The organism is Streptomyces sp. NH27 (assembly GCF_056859195.1).
Window position 1 is genome coordinate 1 of the sequence record NZ_JACEGK010000150.1, and the last position, 14,948, is coordinate 14,948.

Sequence of the window (14,948 nt, forward strand, 5' to 3'; positions counted from 1 at the left end):
TCTCGGTGGGGGGCGGGCGGTCAGTCGACGCCGTAGTCGACGATCTCGTCATCGCTGAAGCCGCAGTCCTCGAGGAACGCCTCGACAGCCACACGCAGGGCCTTGGCGACGTCGTCGGCGATGTCGGCCCGGCACACGAACGTGCAGCCCACGTGGACGAAGTCGAGCTCGGGTTCCTCGTCAGCCGCGGCCTCTTCGGCCGACGCTTCCTCGCTGGTGTTGGCTTCCATGGGTCACCTTCCGGGGCTGGACGGCTTGGCCGTCTCGGGGAGTGCGGACTGTTCGCTGAGGTACTGGCCGTAGGCGCGTTCGGCGAACCACCAGGCGGCCGGGGTGTGACGGCGAGTCGGAGTCGACCGCGTCGCCGGGCCCGATCCGCATCCGGACCCCGTACTCCCGGGTGGCGGGCAGGACCCCGCAGGCGTAGCCGGCTTCGATCCGCAGCGCCTGTGTGCACGCGGCCGCGTTGCCGCCGGAGTTGACGGTCAGGACGACCGCCAAGGGGTCCTCGCTGTCGCGGGTGACCGCCAGGACGGCGTCGTCGGCGGCGTGCCGGAGCCGGTCGGCGACGGCCGCGCGGGCACGGCGTTCGATGTCGGCGATCTGCACGGGCCGGTCGGTCACGGTATCGCTCCTTTCTGAGTGGGGTAATTCGATCGATGGCATGGGGTGGATTCTTTCCTAGAAGGAGACGTCGAAGTAGTCGATGTCGCGGAATTCTACTTCGAGCCCGTCGGCGCGCGTTCCACCGTCCTTGAAGTACACCTCTTGCAGTCCTTCGGCGACGATTTCACGAAGTTGTTGGTCGCTGGCCCCCTGCTGCTGCGCGGTGAACAGCCGGTCTGCGTAGACGGGCGGGAGGTGGACAGTCAGGCGGCGCTCGCGGCCGTCGTCGGTGGTGCCGATCGGCGCGGTGTAGCCGAACCGGGCGCGGGTCTCGATCGTGATCCCCTTCCGGGTGGCCGCCGCCTTGCGGGCCCGCTGGCGGACCCGGGGCTGCCACACCTTCTTCACCTCGCGGTCCAGGGCCTCGGTGAGGGCCTTGCGAGGCCGCTTGCGCTGCCCTTTGAGGTAGCGCTCCACCGTGCGCTGCGAGACCCCCAGGCGGGCCGCCACGGCAGCGGTGGAGCCCTCCTCCGCGCGCATCAGCAGCCGCATCCGCGCCAGCGGCGTCTTCGGCGGCGCCTTGGTGAACTGCTCGGTGCCGGCACGGTCCAGGGCGCGGTCGATCTCGTTCGCCACCGGCTACTCCCCTTCGTCCATGACCGCGTCGTGGCCGTCGCCCTTGATGTGGCGGGCCGGGTTGAGGTTGCGCTCGAGCAGGTCGACGGCCCAGAACATGTCCTGGACCCCTTCGACCTTGGCCAGCCCGGGGGTGGCGCCGATCCGGAAGGTGCCGGGCAGCACGTGCTGGCCGTCCTCGGTCAGGGGCAGGCAGTCCAGCGGGGAGCGGCCCTTGCTGGGGTAGACGACGCAGTCCGACAGCACCCCCAGCGGCATCAGCGCGTCGGGGCCGAACCGCACGGTGAACACCCCGTTGATCTCCTGCGCGTGCAGGGTGCCGCCGGTCGCGCGCGCGACGTTGGCCATCTTGCGGTGCATGTTCACCCTGGCCTTGGAGATGACCGCCGCCCGGATGTCGGGCCGCCAGGTCGGGCGCTCCAGCGCCGGCCAGCGCTCGCCGTCGCGGTGGTGGCGCCCTTGCGGGTTCTCCTTGAGCTTGCCGATGCCGCCCTTGACGGTGCCCTTCACCGCGGACAGCACCATGCCGATCTGCTGGTGCCGGCGCAGCGCGGCCGCCAGCTCGCCGTCGTCCAGGCCCGCGACGCTGGCAAGGCCGGCGGCGGCCAGCTGCTCGCGTACCGCGGCCAGGTCGTCCGAGCCGCTGCGGAGGATGGTGTGCAGGCTCATCGCGGCCAGGAACGTTGTCTCGTCGGTGTCCTTGTCCACCGGGATCCCGGCGTCAGCCATGGTCGTGACGTAGGCGTCCTTGAGGCGGTCGTGCCACGGGTCCAGGTACGCGCCGGTCTCCCGCCGCAGATACGCCTCGATCGGCTGGACGGTGGCGCCGAGCTCCACCGCGTAGGCCACGGTCGGCGTGGCGTACCAGGCCGGGCCCTCCGGGCGGGTGCCCCTGGGGGTGAAGGGGTTGGGCAGGCGCGGGTCGATGTCGATGTGGGACAGGTCCACCAGCCAGGAACCGGGGATCTTCTTGTCGAACACCGGGGCCGTGACGTGCTCCGGCTCCGACAGCCCCACCGACAGGCGGGCGGCGGCGGCCAGGAACGCGGTGTTAATGTCCAGGCCGACCGCGAACGGCAGCAGGCACTCGGCATCGGTCAGCGAGGCGGGGTCGCGGCGCCACTGGAACGCCTCTTCGTCCAGAAACCCCCGGTCCCAGCCCTGCGCGACCGGGTGCGCGAGCATCGACTCCGGCGGCGCCGGGTCCATCGGCCCGTGCAGCGCCCCGGGGTTGGGCGCGGACACCCAGCCGCCGGTCGTCTCATCCTTGACCGCGCGGGTCGGCGGGCGCATCGCGGTCATCAGCTCGATCCCGGACACCGCCGTCGACCCCCGAGGGGTGATCACCCGGGAGGCGTACACACCCAGGACGTTCGCAATCTCCGCCGGGTGCAGGCTGGCGGTTCCGCCCCAGGAGCGGGGGTCCAGGGCGTCCCACGACAGCATGGCGAGCTGCACGCACTGCCGCTCGCTGCCCTTGGCCGGCCGGTAGACCCGCGCCCACGGCCCGAAGCCGCGCTGCGTCAACTTCCAGCGGGCCTTGGTGATCTGCTTGACGACCTTGTGGTCGTCGGGCAGCCGCAACGAGCGGCGGGCTTCCTCGCCCTCCAGCCGTGCGGGCAGGCCGAACTTCACCGCGGCCGCCTCGGTGAGTGCGATCAGCGGGTCGGAGTCCTTCCCGTGGCGGTGCAGCCGGGCCGCGCCGATCCCGGACTCCGACAGCGTCCAGTCGACCAGCGCGGGGATCGTGGCCGCGGGGCAGTCCATCACGACGCCGCCGACGCAGTACACGGTGCCGTCGCTGTCAAGCACCGCCAGCGGCCCGTTCGGGAACCGCGGGTCTGCGGCCGGGCGGGCAGCCTTCGCCGCGGCCGGACGCCGCGACGTCGACGCACTCCTGGCCGCCGCCGGCGCCTTGGCCGTCCTGCCCGTCGAGGGTGCGGCCGGTGCTGCCGGGGTGGGGTTCGCGGCCGGCGGCACGGCAGCCGGAGCCTTCGGGGGTGCGGTAGGAGCGAACGTCGCCAGCACTTCCGCGGGGGCCTGGTCCTCGAGGGGCGGGGCGGGATAGCGGACCGCCCACCCGTCCAACAGCCGCTTGTACGCCTGCAGCCGCGGCGGCCGCGGCCTCGTGCGGCCGGTCTCCCAGCCGTTGACCGCTTCCCGGCTCGAATGCAGACCGGCGGCCACATCGTCCTGCGTCAGACCGGCGGCCTCCCGCAGGCGCCTGCGCTCCGCCGGTGGCGGCAACAACGGGCCCTGCTCAAGCAGCGCGTCGACCGACGCGAACAACTCGTCTTCCGTGGGCATCAGTTTCAACCTCCTCCCCGTACCTTAGCTGAACTTCACTGTGAAATTCACTATAAACGCCATATTGAACGCAACGTTCACCGGTTGGAGCGGTGTACGTACAGGTCAGACCCCTGGTGCGCCGCGCCTTGCCCGTCGGTGGCACACATTGGCGTCAGGGTCCGCGGCCCGGCGGCCATCGTTGGACCGGTGCCGAGCGATCCGGTCCAACGGAGGCAGGCGCCGCGTAGCCTCGCCGCATGGAATTCGAGTCGGCCTACAACGAAGCCGAAGAGCAGGCACGGTACTTCGTGCAGGTCTGGGCTGAAGCGGTGATCAGGCAAGCCGAGCGCACCCGCGCCATACGTCAGCAGTTCGACGCCAACTCCCGCGCCTACGACTACAACGAGGACTGGAGCCCCTCGGAAGAGGAACTGCGCGCCGACTTCCGCCAGCGGTGGGCGGAAGAGCACACCCTGGTGTGGTCGGCGTACCAGCTCGAACAGTGGCGGGGCCGCCTCGCCGCGGAGCGCGGCGAAACGGCGCCGGCGGAGAACGAGAAGCTGAAGCTGGCGCGCGACGCCCTGGAACACCTCAGCGAGGCCGCCTTCCGCGACGGCGCGGCGGTCTCGCCCCGGGACAAGGGCCAGCAGGGCAAGGCGTTGCGGGAGTTCCCGTCGAAGGCACTCGACATCTCCCTCGGTGACGGCCCCCTGTTCACCGTCCTGGACAACCCCGAAAGCATCGACCGGGAAGCACTCGGCATCGTCCGCTCGATCGAGGACGAACTCGACAGCCGAGCCCAGGATGCGTATGAGGCCTTGATGGAAGACGAGTTGCGAGGGCGGTAGACACCCCGGCTGCCCCGGCCGACACCGTCGCCGCTGCAGCGGCCGCAAGTGCCCGAGCCCGGCCAGGCAGTGAACGTCGGGCGGATTACCGCGAAGAACGGGATCGGCCGGACGCTGCCGACCGCCGCGGTCAAGCGGACCAGGCGACCGCGGACGGCACGAGGGTGCTGGTCAGCGGCACGGCGCACAGACCCTGCGGCGGAAGCGGAGTTTCCGGTACTGGCGAGACCCGACTTTCTGCGGACTGATCGTAACTGCCCGTATAGGGTTGCCTTCTGACGGCGCATCGCAGCTCCGCCACCTCCAGCCCCGAGGGTGAGAGGAGGTGATACGGGTTGACCGATGATGAACAGCCGCCGGACTGGAACCAGTTCGCCGTGCTGATCGCGCTCATCCAGCTGCTACTGGATGCGATCTCACGGCGCTGACGGTCCCACATCCGACGGCCCGTCCCGAGGGGTCGGTCCGAACGGGGCCGGCCCCTCCCTCATGATCACCACGCATCTACAGATCTACGCGCTACGCAGTGATCTAATTCCCCCACTGTAGGGCCGATACGCACGGCAGCAGACCTCATGCCCCCAGATTCCAGGCCCGTGTGCGTAATACGGAACATGCCAGAGGCATATGCATGAATGTAGATGTGCGCCCCCGGAAGGTCACGGTCGACCGCGCGCGGCGCGGCGCTGCCGGTGATCCTCGCCTGCAGATCAAGCTGTACGCCGCACCTGCTGGGCGGAGACGCTCCGCCCAGCACGCTCCGCGGCGAGGCGTTGCAGGGCCCGCGCGCGGGCGCCGGCCGGTGCAGCCCGGGCCGCTTTGGCGCGCAGTTCCTCAAGCGCGGCCTGGCCGTCGCCGAAAGCTTCCTCCGGCTCCCGGCGACCACGCAGCACGTGGTCCTGCCGTTCGATGGCGGCGCGTACCGCCGGCGGGAGCCGGTCGCCCTGCTCCGTCTTGGCGGCCTGGTGGGCGGCGAGCGCCTGGCGGTAGCCGGTCGACGCGTCCTCGCGGGTGCGCACCGGCCCGGCCGGCTCCGGTACGGCAGCCGGGGACACGCCGGCGGCCGGGGCGGAGGTCTGGGTGCCGGGCGGCAGGACGCGAATGCTGCGCACGGCTTCGCGGCCGGCGGCCTGGTTGGCCATGGCGACCAGGCGGGCGGTGCTCATGCGCAGTTGGGTGGCGTAGGCCGGCGAGTCGGGCAGCAGGTCCAGGCGCCCTTGGTCGGCGTCGAACCCCACGGCCTGGACGTGCGGGGCCAGGTCAGGCGCGATGGCCGACCACTGCTGCAGCACGGTCCCGCCGGCGGCCGGGACCTCCCAGGCCCGCTCGGTGACGAGCTGCTGGAACGCTGCCGCCAGGCCGACCGGTTCGCGGCCGTCACCCCGCACGGACCGACCGGTGCGCACCCGGCGCGGCTTGCCCGCGCTCGCCTGCTCGCCACGTTTGCGGGCGGTCGCCTTCGCGGCCTGCAGCGCCACCCGGGCCAGGTCCACCCCGGATGGCGTCGGCGGCGCCGGGTCCTCCGGCGGCCGCGAGGCGCTGCTGGGTTCGGCGCTGGTCAATGCTGCCCCCTGTCGATGCCGAACTCGCTGAGCGACGTCATGGAGGTCAGCTGCCGGGCCCGGTGGACCAGGCCGCTGCCGTAGATGCGCTCTGCGGCCGCCGGACCCCACCACTCCACGGCCATGCTGATCAGCGACGTCTCGCCGGTCATCAGCTCCGCGGCCGCCGCTTTGCGCATCTCCGCGACCTCGGCTGCGGTCAGGTCCTGCGGGCCCGAAAGCTCCGGCAACCCTGGCTCGTGGCCGGCCGGCAACGTGGGCGCGAAGGCCTCGCCGAGCAGCTGGTCGACCTCACGCCGCACGGCGGCGCTACGCGGCGCTTGCCAGGCGCCCTCGCTGCGATCTTGCTGGTCACGCACCTGTTGGATGCGGTCCTTGCGGGCGGCGTCCACGGCTGCGTTGCGGTGGTCGACCTGCACCTGGCGCTGCTGTTTGGTGGTCCAGCCGGGCATGGTCGCCATGCCACGCATCCGGGCTGCCAGGAAGCCCGAGGCCCGCCGTACGCCGCCGGGCGGCTCCTGGCGCAGGTCCAGGGCCGCCAGGACCTCATCGGCCGTCCAGCCGGCGTCGGAGACCTCGTTGACCGCCCACGCGATCCGGTCCTTGTCGGCGGGCCGCAGCCACGACACCCGCCGCATCAACTCTCCGGCGAGGGAGAACCGCTGCCCGGTCTTGTTGAGCTTCCGCGGCCCGCGCTTGGCCTTCTTCGGGGGCGACGACTTGCGCTTCCCGCTGGCGAGCTTGTCCTCAGAGGGATCAGGGGTACTACCGGCAGTGGGAAGAGTTGAGGTACCACCCTGCATTGGGGTGCAACGGCCCCCGCCCAAATCCGGGTCGGACACCGGCTCCTGGCCGTCCCCCCCGCTCTCCGCTGCACCCTGCGCTGACGTCGCCGGCGAGGCCTTCGCCGACCCCTTCGAGGCCGTCTTCTTCCTCGGCTTGCGGACCTTCCGGGCCGCCTTCTTCCCCAGCGCCCCCATCAGGTTCCGCCCCGTCTCCGAGATCCCGGCCACCGCCCGCGTGTAGTCCGGCGCCGCCTCATGCCGCTGCACCGTGCGGATCCCCAGCGCCGTGTCGAACTCCGGCGGCACCATCAGCACGTATTCGCTCGCCAGCCGCTTCCCGCCGGCCTCCCGCGTGCCGATCGCGATCCGCACCAGCAGGCCCGTCTCCCGCAGCATCCGCAGGTGGTAGTTCACCGACCGCCGGGACAACCCCGTGCGCGCCATCAGGAACTCGAGGCTGGGGCGGCACTGGATGAACGCGGCCATCACCTGGGCAACGCGGACCGTCGTCACATCGAACTTCCGCGGCCCGTACTCCTGGTGCCGGCGCGGGTCGTACAGCCCGGACCCCTTCACCCAGTGCACCGCCTGCATCCAGCTGTAGCCGTCGAACGCCAGTCGGCTCGCCGATGTCGACAACCACTGCGAGGCCTCCGGCACGAACAACTCCGGGAGCTCCGCCAGCACGTCCGCCGCGCCGTCGACCAGCAGGCCGGAACGGCGCGGCGACGGAACCCGCACAGCGGCCATCGCCGCCGCGGTGCTCACCGGCCCACCCGGGCCGACGTCGGAACAGAGGTCATCCGGCGACCGTGGAACAGATCGCCTGTGGACAGAGGACTGCGGACGCGGAACCCGAGGGAACCGCCAGCGGACGAAGGGGTGCTCACGCCTTCTACAGGTGCGAAACGATCTTCCCGTGTGACGGCAAGCGGGGACGAACTCCAACTGGTTGAGGCGGCTACGGCTGGCGGGGCGAAAAGGGGGTTCGCGACCGTAGCAAGGGAGCGGATGTACCCGGATGTGACGAAGAAGTCCTGTTCCCCGACCAAGGGGGACACCACGTTTGGCGTACAAACGCGGATCAACCGGACGTGTGAAGACTGGCGCGAGGCCAGCCGGGCATGCAAAATGGCAGCGGCCTTCCTCTACGGAGGCGGCTACACAAAATGGCACCGCCTCAACGGCAGGTGCGGTTCGTTGGGAACCGAGAGTGAACGCCCGACCGGCGCCAACCGGAGGGCAGAACCTTCGGGGGAGTCGCCAAACTCTCCCGGTGGAATGTGGGTCTGATCGAGGCGGGCAGGTGCCTCGTCAGCCCGGGCGGGTGCTACCGCCCCCAGACCTAGGTCATCTCAACCCCCTCTTCGGAGGGCTGGTTGGGGTGCCCGGACAACGCGAACGCCCCGTCGAAGGACCAGCTCACGCGCCTGCGCTGCTGACCCCACGGCGGGGTGCTGTGTGTGTACGTGCGGGCGCGGGTACCCTGATGCACGTCGCCACCTGGCTTTCCGTTCAGGGTGCGCGGCCGGCCGATGGGACCCCTGCTACAAGGTCCCCGAAGCCCGTGGCCCCTCTCGACTTCCCCAAGTCGATCGACGGGGCCACACTCATTTAGTTGATCAAGTTCGGGGGAAACTGTACCGCTCGGGGAGTATGCCGGGGGACGGTGGGGCGCCCGTGTCGCAGCGTGGACCGCAATCCAGACCGCAGCTCCGTTCACCGCCACCGCCACCTTCCTGACGCCCCGTCCAAAAATCGGAACGATGATCGACATAGATCCTAAGCGTGTGTCCCCGATCTGGCCCAACGTCAATGCCACGCGGCCGCAGGGAATTCCGATCGGCACGACCGCATCCCGTCTCGCGGGAAAAGATCTCCGAAGGCTCCCGCCCCACGGGTTCGAGAGGTAAAACGAGTGTGATCTGGACATCAGCCGGACCGCAGGACAGATCACTGGTCCGGTCGCGTGCTCTTCACCATCGCGTGCAGTGCCCGGGCGTGATCACCGATGACGCGCATGCGGGCCTCCCACTCTTCGCCCTTCGAATGACGCGCGTCAGCGGTGATCTGACCATCGTGCTTGCGGTAGTGGAGGCCCACTTCTTCGTGAAACCAGCCCGGCGCCAAGGCATCCAGCCCAAGAAGGAGGCCCGTGTCGCCAGAGGCAGGCAGCGCCATCCAACCTCCCAGGGCCAGTACGAGCGTTCGGCGCGCGCACAGCGTCGTCGGGTGAACCTGCGCCCGCAGGTTCTTCTCCCAGTGCGCGAACACCGCACCGCGCTCAATTCGGCCCGCGGCCGGATCTCCCGGAAAACTGACGAGACTGCCGTCCGGCATGAGATCAAGCACCGCGGAGGTAGTCCAGCCGATGTCCTCACGTTGTTCCAGCACCTCGATATCGCGCGCCAGAACCCCGTCAGCCAGAACGTCGTCGGCATCCAGATTCTTGATGAGTTCGCCAGATGCCCGACCGAGCGCTACCGTCCTCGCCACGTGCGGTCCGCCGCGCCGGGAGTGTGCAACCTGAATACGAGCGTCGGTCGGCACCTCAGCGCTGGCCGCCACGTCAAAGCCATCTTCCTGGATCAGCCACTCCCAGTCCCAGCCGATCGGCAGCTGCTGCTGGGCCAGCGACTCGTACGCACTCCGTAGGTGCGCTACACCGCTCTGGTGCACGGCGGTGATGATCGACAGCTTCTTTGTCATCGATGGTCCTTCCTCATCGGGGGAACCCAACGCCACCCTGATTCCTCGAGGGAGTCCAGGCGGGACAGGATCGCAGCGCGCAGGGTGGCGAACTCGACCTCGTCCCGGTAGTGCGGTTGGGCAGTCGTTTGATCTTGATGTTTGCGGTAAATGCCGCCCGGCTCAGTGAGCATGAGGCCCGGCGAAACAGCGGCGCAGGTCAACAGGAGCGCCAGCGCTTCCAACGCCGGCAGGGCCGGCCAGCCGCCAACAGCCCTGACAAGGCCAGTCCGTGCGGTGAGATGTGTGCTGACGACGGGGAACCGGTCAGTTTCGAAGTGAGCCCGAAGGGCCCGGTAGGACAGCGGCCCTGCCGGTGGGTCGTACGGGCCAGGCGTGAGCGAACCGTCGGGGAGAAGATCGAGGGCGGCGGAGACACACCACGCAATATCGGGGGCATCTTGGAAGGCCGCGATATCCCGAGCCAGCGCACCGCTGCTCAGCATGTCATCGGCATCGAGTGCGCGCACAAGGTCCCCTTGAGCCCTGGCCAGAGCCAACGTTCGCGTCACTCCTGCTCCACCCCGGGTGCCGGTAGCGAAGCGCACTCGGTCATCTGGGGGAAGGACCGAACCGGGACGGCCTGTACGGCCGTCCTCCTGCACGAGCCACTCCCACGTCCAGCCCGCGGGCAGCACCTGACCCTGCACGGACTCGTAAGCCTCCGGGAGGAACGCATCACCCCCGTCGAAAACGGGGGTGATGATGCTGATGATCGGCACTACTGCCACCGCTCAAGCTGCGTGGTGTAGATCAGCTCAGTACGGTCTGCTGGGAGCGGGATGTCGGAGACCTCCACCGCCTCGCCGGTGACCGCAAAGCTGATCTTGCGGACGCGAAGAAGTGGAACGCCCGGCGGGATGTCGAGCAGCTGCTGTTCCTCCGGCGTGGGCATGGACGCGAAGACGTGGTCGTCGATTCTGCCCAGCTCGATGCCGATCGTGTGCAGCTGGTGCATGGTGCCGCCGGGCCACGGCTCGCGGCTGGCGTCCAGCAGGTCGGGATTGCGGCTGGCCAAGCTGTACGGCAGGTAGCTCGTGGAGCATCCAGCGCCGGCGTGGGCCGCGTGGCGACGCGTGTACGTTCGGCGCAGCAGCTGGCTATCGGCGGTGGTTTCGAGGATCTTTCGGATGTCCTCGGGGCCTGCCACGACCTCGTAGGTGTACAGGTCCTCGTGGAGATCCCGGACAGCGATTCCGCTGTCCGCCTCAGACACGCCGTAACCACCGCGCTCTTCCTCCGGAAGGAGGACCCCTTCCTTTTCCCGCTGATACCGCCCGTTGTGCCGCTTGATCTGGGGAGGGCGAACCCGCACCCAGGTACGTCCTCCGGCTGGACCGGTGAGGACACCTGCAGCTTTGAGGCCGGAGATGGCCTTGCTGACCGTGTTCTTGTTGACCCCGTATTGCGTGGCCAGCTCAGCTGTGGTCGGCAGTTGGCCACCGGGGCGTAGCTCGCCACGCTCGATGGACGCCTGGAGCGCGCCGGCGAGCCGGCTGGCGTCGTAGGAGGCGGGCGACGGGCCCGACGTCTTCGCGGTCATGGGGTGAACCTTCCCAGATCATGAGTTGAGTATCAACACCTTCCTAGGAAGTGTTGACGTCGCGCGATTCGCATGCCACGCTCTGTCCTGTTGGCCTTCCTAGGAAGGTGAACGGCAGGGACCCCAGCGGAAGCTGACGGGTCCTCAGCCTCACAACTACAGAGCTCTACCTGCGAAGAGTCCAGCAGTCCCGCGGCTGACGAACCACGAGGTCGCCCCGGGTGGACTCTCCCGCAGAACCCATGCAGCGGTTGCGCTGCCCACGCTCCATGGCCCTGGCCGTGGCGTACGGAGAACGCAACCGACCGAGGCCGGCGAAGGGGATCTCGATGCGACACAACGGCCGCGCTCCGCTCCTGCTCAGCACGCTCCGCTCCGACTGCGTCACCGTCGACGGCGACGAGATCCGCAGCGTCGTCTGCGCCGACTGCGGCACGTGGCGTGTCGTCAGGCGCGGTATGGTCGCAGCCCACCGGGCACAGCCGCGCAGTAACCAGCCGGCCGACCGCCGCAGTCAGCGGACGGCGCAGGACCGAGTTCCCCGCTGCGAGGGCAGCGGGCAGCGCATCAAGGTCGACCGTCGGCACCGGGAAGCGATGCCCGCCGAAAACCGGCGCGCGGCACAGCAGTTCTTCAAGCCGATCCCGGCCCCGGCCGCTCCGGTACACCGCATCGTCGCCCCGGCGCGCAGCGCGGATTCGGCCCGCCAGGCGTACGAGATCCACCGGGAGCGGTGCGCGGGCTGCACCACACGGGAGACCTGCTCCACCGGCCGGCGGCTGCTCGCCGCCTACACCGTTCTTCTCCAGGACGAACCGCGTCGCCGGCAGGTCCGCGAGGCGTTCGCGAGGGAGCGGGCTCGCTTCGACCGCCAGTACGCCGACCTGGCCCGCCAGGTGCGGACCGCGGAGTGGACCCGGCAGCGCGAGGCCACGGTCGCCGGCAGCACGAAGGCGTTCGCCAAGCGCGCCGGCACGGCCGTCGAAGAGGCCAACAACACCTGCCGGACGATCCCCGGCGCGGTCTCCGAGTTCCGAAGCCAGGACGTTCCGCTGACGACGCTCCACCCCGCGCGCTTCCCACGAACAACGCCGCCTGCTCTGCCTGTCGCCGCCGCCCACACCCTTCGGAGCGGCGACGGCAGGGGGCTGCAGGAGCACCCCGTACAGAGCGACGCCCGGGGATCGACCCCCCGGGCGTCGCGTACAGGCCCGAACTGGAGGCACCTGTGAACACCAGCATCGCATCCCTGGCCACGACTTCGCTGTCGGACGACGACCGTGCCCAGATGGAGAAGGACGTCAAGGAGGCCAACAAGCGGAGCGAGGACAACGCCCGCACCCGTGGCTGACCTCATACACCGGGCCCGTACCGCTCAGCAGCACGCGGTGCGGGCCTTGGCCCTCCGAGGCCCGGCCCACCCGATCGTCCGCGCTCTGCTCGCCGCCGCAGCGACGGCGGCCATCGCGGCGTGGGAGGCCGGCCACCACGTCACCGACACCCACGCCCTCACCGGCGCCGATCAGGAAGAACCCCGTGCCACCGGATGACCTCTACACCCGCTACATGAAGGCGCACCAGGACAACGAGGCGCACAAGACGGACTGCGCGGACTGCCGGCCCGACGCGCCGTGCCCGACGGGCCTGCCGATCTTCGAGCGCTTCTCGCGGCTCCAGGACGCCTACCTGCAACGCCAGCGCGACCGGCAAGCCCGCCGCCCCTGACCTCCCCGCACTGCCCAGCGCCCACCGAGCCCGGCCCGGTGGGCGCTGGAGTGTGCGAGGCGCCTCGCACCACCACCCCGAACTCCATGGAGGACAGATGCTCGACAAGCTGCGTGGCCTGATCGTCGAGGTCCAGGGACACCGCGCGATGACCCGCGACATCAAGGGCGCCATCGCCGCCGGCGACCAGGAGGCCGCCGACACCTTCAAAACCAGCACGCTCAGCGCGGCCGTGACCCGCAAGGGCATGTTCGCACGAGGTGACGAGGTCGCCGCATACGCCAAGGCTGTCATCGCCACGGACGGCAACGCTGACCGCTACCACCGGAACTTCCCGTCCCGCCGGCCCTGATCTCCCCGCACTGCCCAGCGCCCACCGAGCCCCGGCCCGGTGGGCGCTGGAGTGTGCGAGGCCCTCGCACCGACGGACCGGACAGAGAGGACACCGCCGTGTCGAAACCGATCCCCCGCGACCCCCGGACCCCGCTCCAGGCCGCGCAGGCCCGGCTGGACGCCGCCAACCGGCAGCTTCTGACCACGTACCTGCCGCTCGGTCGGCGCCGGGAGCTCGCGGACCGCATCACGCAGCTGCGCGCCGACGTCGACCGGCTCACCCCCGCCGCCGCCTGACCCGCACCACGTCGCACCGAGCAAAGCAACAGCCCCCGGGGGTGCCACCCCGGGGGCTGTCCGTACTGGACCTACTGGGAGGCCCTCGTGACAACCAGCATCGCACGCACCAGCCCGCTCGCCGGCATCGTCGACGACCTGGAGCGCGAAGACGACCGCCGCGGCTACGAGCCGGACGACGCCGAAGACCGCGCCGCCCGCAACGCCCGCCCGGCCTGCGCCGACGAAGACCCGGAGCTGTTCTTCCCGATCGGCAACGCCGGCCCGGCGCTCCTGCAGATCGAAGAGGCCAAGGCCGTGTGCCGCCGCTGCCCGCTGATGGAGACCTGCCTCCAGGGCGCCCTGGACCGCAACGAGCACTTCGGGGTGTGGGGCGGGGCCAGCGAAGACGAGCGCCGCGCGATCAAGCGCCGCGCCGCCCGCAGCCGCGCCAACGCCGCTGCTGCCGCGGCCTGATCACCTCCGCTGCCCTGCGTAGCCCGTCGTCACCGGCCCGCCCCTTGGGGGTCCGGTGTCGGCGGAGAGCGCTGGGAGCACCGTCCACCGCTTCCCTCACCCGCATCCGGCGCGGCTGAGGAGCACGCCCTGCCACCGATCCGGAGGACTCGATGATCGGCACCGACATCAGCAAGCACGACAGCAACCCCGAGCGGACGTTCACCCCCGACGACGGCTACACCGGCCCGGTCCTGACCGACCTCACCTGCCCCGACGGCGTCGTCCACGTCACCGTCGACCCGGCCGCGACCGTCGCGACCGTGCGGGTCCGCACCGACGACCCGACCGGGCCGGCCGCCACCGCGGTGAAGAACACCCGCATCCACCAGACCGCGGAGCGCCTGACCGTCGTCGTGCCGCCGCTGCCGCCCACCACCCAGCACTTCAACGGTGGCGTGCGGATCAGCGGCAACAACTTCTCCACCGTCACGGTCAACGGCGTCACCTTCAACGGCGGCGTCGGCCGCGGCACCACGATCGTCGGCGGCACCATCGTCGGCGGCACGACCGGTGTCGAGGTCCTCGTCACCCTGCCCGCCGGCTCGGGCGTGAAGAGCCGCAGCGAGAACGGCAGCCTGCACGTCTACGGCGTGCTCGCCGCCCTCGAGGCCGAGGCCAGCAACGGCAGCATCCACGCGGAGACCGTCGGCCGGATCAAGGCCGAAGCCGACAACGGCAGCGTCAAGGTCGGCACAGTCACGGAGTGGATCGACGCCGAATCCAGCAACGGCAGCGTCAAGGTCGACCACTACGCCGGCAGCGCCGCCCGGGTCCGCGCGGGCAACGGCTCGATCAAGGTGACCGTGGCCCCGGCGGCCACCGGCCAGATCACCGCCAAGGCCGGCAACGGCAGCGTCAAGCTCTACGGCGTCCGCAGCCGCAGTGACCTGGACATCCGGGCGTCGGCCGGCAACGGCATCGTCAAGAAGTTCTGACCCCGCTCAAGTCTCACAACGCCGCTGCCTGCGCAGCCCGTCGCCACCGGCCCGCCCACGCGGCCCGGTGGCGGCGGAGAACGCAGGGACCGCACCCCAGCCGCCACCAGCTGCTGCGCTTCGGCCCACACCTCACCCATCCC

Annotated in this window: 18 protein-coding genes; 9 read left to right on the plus strand and 9 right to left on the minus strand. The window is 70.3% G+C overall.

Annotated elements, in window-relative coordinates; translation table 11 throughout:
- Positions 1 to 20 precede the first annotated feature (20 nt).
- Genes AC13HU_RS14735 through tap form a run of 4 tightly spaced genes read right to left on the minus strand, consistent with a single transcriptional unit; the run spans position 21 to position 3,549 of the window.
- Positions 21 to 230, minus strand: coding sequence for a hypothetical protein (locus AC13HU_RS14735; RefSeq protein WP_483042298.1), 210 nt, complete (start codon positions 228 to 230; stop codon positions 21 to 23).
- Entirely contained in the window at positions 181 to 624 is a 444-nt protein-coding gene (locus AC13HU_RS14740) for a hypothetical protein (protein ID WP_483042299.1), read from the minus strand. Before AC13HU_RS14740 ends, AC13HU_RS14735 begins: the two co-directional genes overlap by 50 nt.
- Positions 625 to 681: 57 nt before the next feature.
- The gene (gene tpg / locus AC13HU_RS14745; protein ID WP_483042300.1) at positions 682 to 1,242 is read right to left on the minus strand and encodes a telomere-protecting terminal protein Tpg; all 561 of its coding nucleotides are present in this window, start codon (positions 1,240 to 1,242) and stop codon (positions 682 to 684) included.
- Between the two features lie 3 nt (positions 1,243 to 1,245).
- Positions 1,246 to 3,549: a telomere-associated protein Tap gene (tap, locus tag AC13HU_RS14750; protein WP_483042301.1), complete on the minus strand. Its 2,304-nt coding sequence runs from the start codon at positions 3,547 to 3,549 to the stop codon at positions 1,246 to 1,248.
- Between the two features lie 239 nt (positions 3,550 to 3,788).
- Here tap and AC13HU_RS14755 point away from each other — a divergent pair, with 239 nt between their 5' ends.
- Positions 3,789 to 4,379: a hypothetical protein gene (locus AC13HU_RS14755; RefSeq protein ID WP_483042302.1), complete on the plus strand. Its 591-nt coding sequence runs from the start codon at positions 3,789 to 3,791 to the stop codon at positions 4,377 to 4,379.
- A gap of 710 nt (positions 4,380 to 5,089) precedes the next feature.
- Here the strand turns inward: AC13HU_RS14755 and AC13HU_RS14760 are convergent.
- The 5 genes from AC13HU_RS14760 to AC13HU_RS14780 all read right to left on the minus strand — a co-directional run bounded on the left by AC13HU_RS14760 (position 5,090) and on the right by AC13HU_RS14780 (position 11,017).
- Positions 5,090 to 5,941: a DciA family protein gene (locus AC13HU_RS14760; RefSeq protein ID WP_483042303.1), complete on the minus strand. Its 852-nt coding sequence runs from the start codon at positions 5,939 to 5,941 to the stop codon at positions 5,090 to 5,092.
- A complete protein-coding gene (locus tag AC13HU_RS14765) occupies positions 5,938 to 7,494 on the minus strand; it encodes a transcriptional regulator (protein WP_483042304.1) in 1,557 nt (518 codons plus the stop codon). The genes AC13HU_RS14760 and AC13HU_RS14765 overlap by 4 nt, the downstream gene beginning before the upstream one ends.
- Positions 7,495 to 8,679: 1,185 nt before the next feature.
- Entirely contained in the window at positions 8,680 to 9,435 is a 756-nt protein-coding gene (locus tag AC13HU_RS14770; RefSeq protein ID WP_483042305.1) for a glycosyltransferase family 2 protein, read from the minus strand.
- Positions 9,432 to 10,196 carry a glycosyltransferase gene (locus tag AC13HU_RS14775; protein WP_483042306.1) on the minus strand — a complete coding sequence of 255 codons (765 nt, stop codon included), beginning with the start codon at positions 10,194 to 10,196 and terminating at the stop codon, positions 9,432 to 9,434. The genes AC13HU_RS14770 and AC13HU_RS14775 overlap by 4 nt, the downstream gene beginning before the upstream one ends.
- Complete coding sequence (locus AC13HU_RS14780) at positions 10,196 to 11,017, minus strand: GntR family transcriptional regulator (RefSeq protein WP_483042307.1); 822 nt, start codon at positions 11,015 to 11,017, stop codon at positions 10,196 to 10,198. Before AC13HU_RS14780 ends, AC13HU_RS14775 begins: the two co-directional genes overlap by 1 nt.
- Before the next feature lie 329 nt (positions 11,018 to 11,346).
- On the opposite strand from AC13HU_RS14780, the gene AC13HU_RS14785 reads away from it, so the two are divergent.
- The 8 genes from AC13HU_RS14785 (at position 11,347) to AC13HU_RS14820 (ending at position 14,805) form a co-directional block, all read left to right on the plus strand.
- Positions 11,347 to 12,249 carry a hypothetical protein gene (locus tag AC13HU_RS14785; protein ID WP_483042308.1) on the plus strand — a complete coding sequence of 301 codons (903 nt, stop codon included), beginning with the start codon at positions 11,347 to 11,349 and terminating at the stop codon, positions 12,247 to 12,249.
- Positions 12,246 to 12,368, plus strand: coding sequence for a hypothetical protein (locus AC13HU_RS14790; protein WP_483042309.1), 123 nt, complete (start codon positions 12,246 to 12,248; stop codon positions 12,366 to 12,368). The genes AC13HU_RS14785 and AC13HU_RS14790 overlap by 4 nt, the downstream gene beginning before the upstream one ends.
- Entirely contained in the window at positions 12,361 to 12,567 is a 207-nt protein-coding gene (locus AC13HU_RS14795) for a hypothetical protein (protein WP_483042310.1), read from the plus strand. The genes AC13HU_RS14790 and AC13HU_RS14795 overlap by 8 nt, the downstream gene beginning before the upstream one ends.
- Complete coding sequence (locus tag AC13HU_RS14800) at positions 12,554 to 12,742, plus strand: hypothetical protein (RefSeq protein WP_483042311.1); 189 nt, start codon at positions 12,554 to 12,556, stop codon at positions 12,740 to 12,742. The genes AC13HU_RS14795 and AC13HU_RS14800 overlap by 14 nt, the downstream gene beginning before the upstream one ends.
- 97 nt (positions 12,743 to 12,839) lie before the next feature.
- A complete protein-coding gene (locus AC13HU_RS14805; RefSeq protein ID WP_483042312.1) occupies positions 12,840 to 13,094 on the plus strand; it encodes a hypothetical protein in 255 nt (84 codons plus the stop codon).
- Between the two features lie 98 nt (positions 13,095 to 13,192).
- A complete protein-coding gene (locus AC13HU_RS14810) occupies positions 13,193 to 13,372 on the plus strand; it encodes a hypothetical protein (RefSeq protein WP_483042313.1) in 180 nt (59 codons plus the stop codon).
- 138 nt (positions 13,373 to 13,510) lie between these two features.
- Positions 13,511 to 13,828 (plus strand): WhiB family transcriptional regulator, encoded by a 318-nt coding sequence (locus AC13HU_RS14815; protein ID WP_483042315.1) that lies wholly within the window; start codon positions 13,511 to 13,513, stop codon positions 13,826 to 13,828.
- A 152-nt stretch (positions 13,829 to 13,980) separates the two neighbouring features.
- A complete protein-coding gene (locus AC13HU_RS14820; RefSeq protein WP_483042314.1) occupies positions 13,981 to 14,805 on the plus strand; it encodes a DUF4097 family beta strand repeat-containing protein in 825 nt (274 codons plus the stop codon).
- Positions 14,806 to 14,948 lie beyond the last annotated feature (143 nt).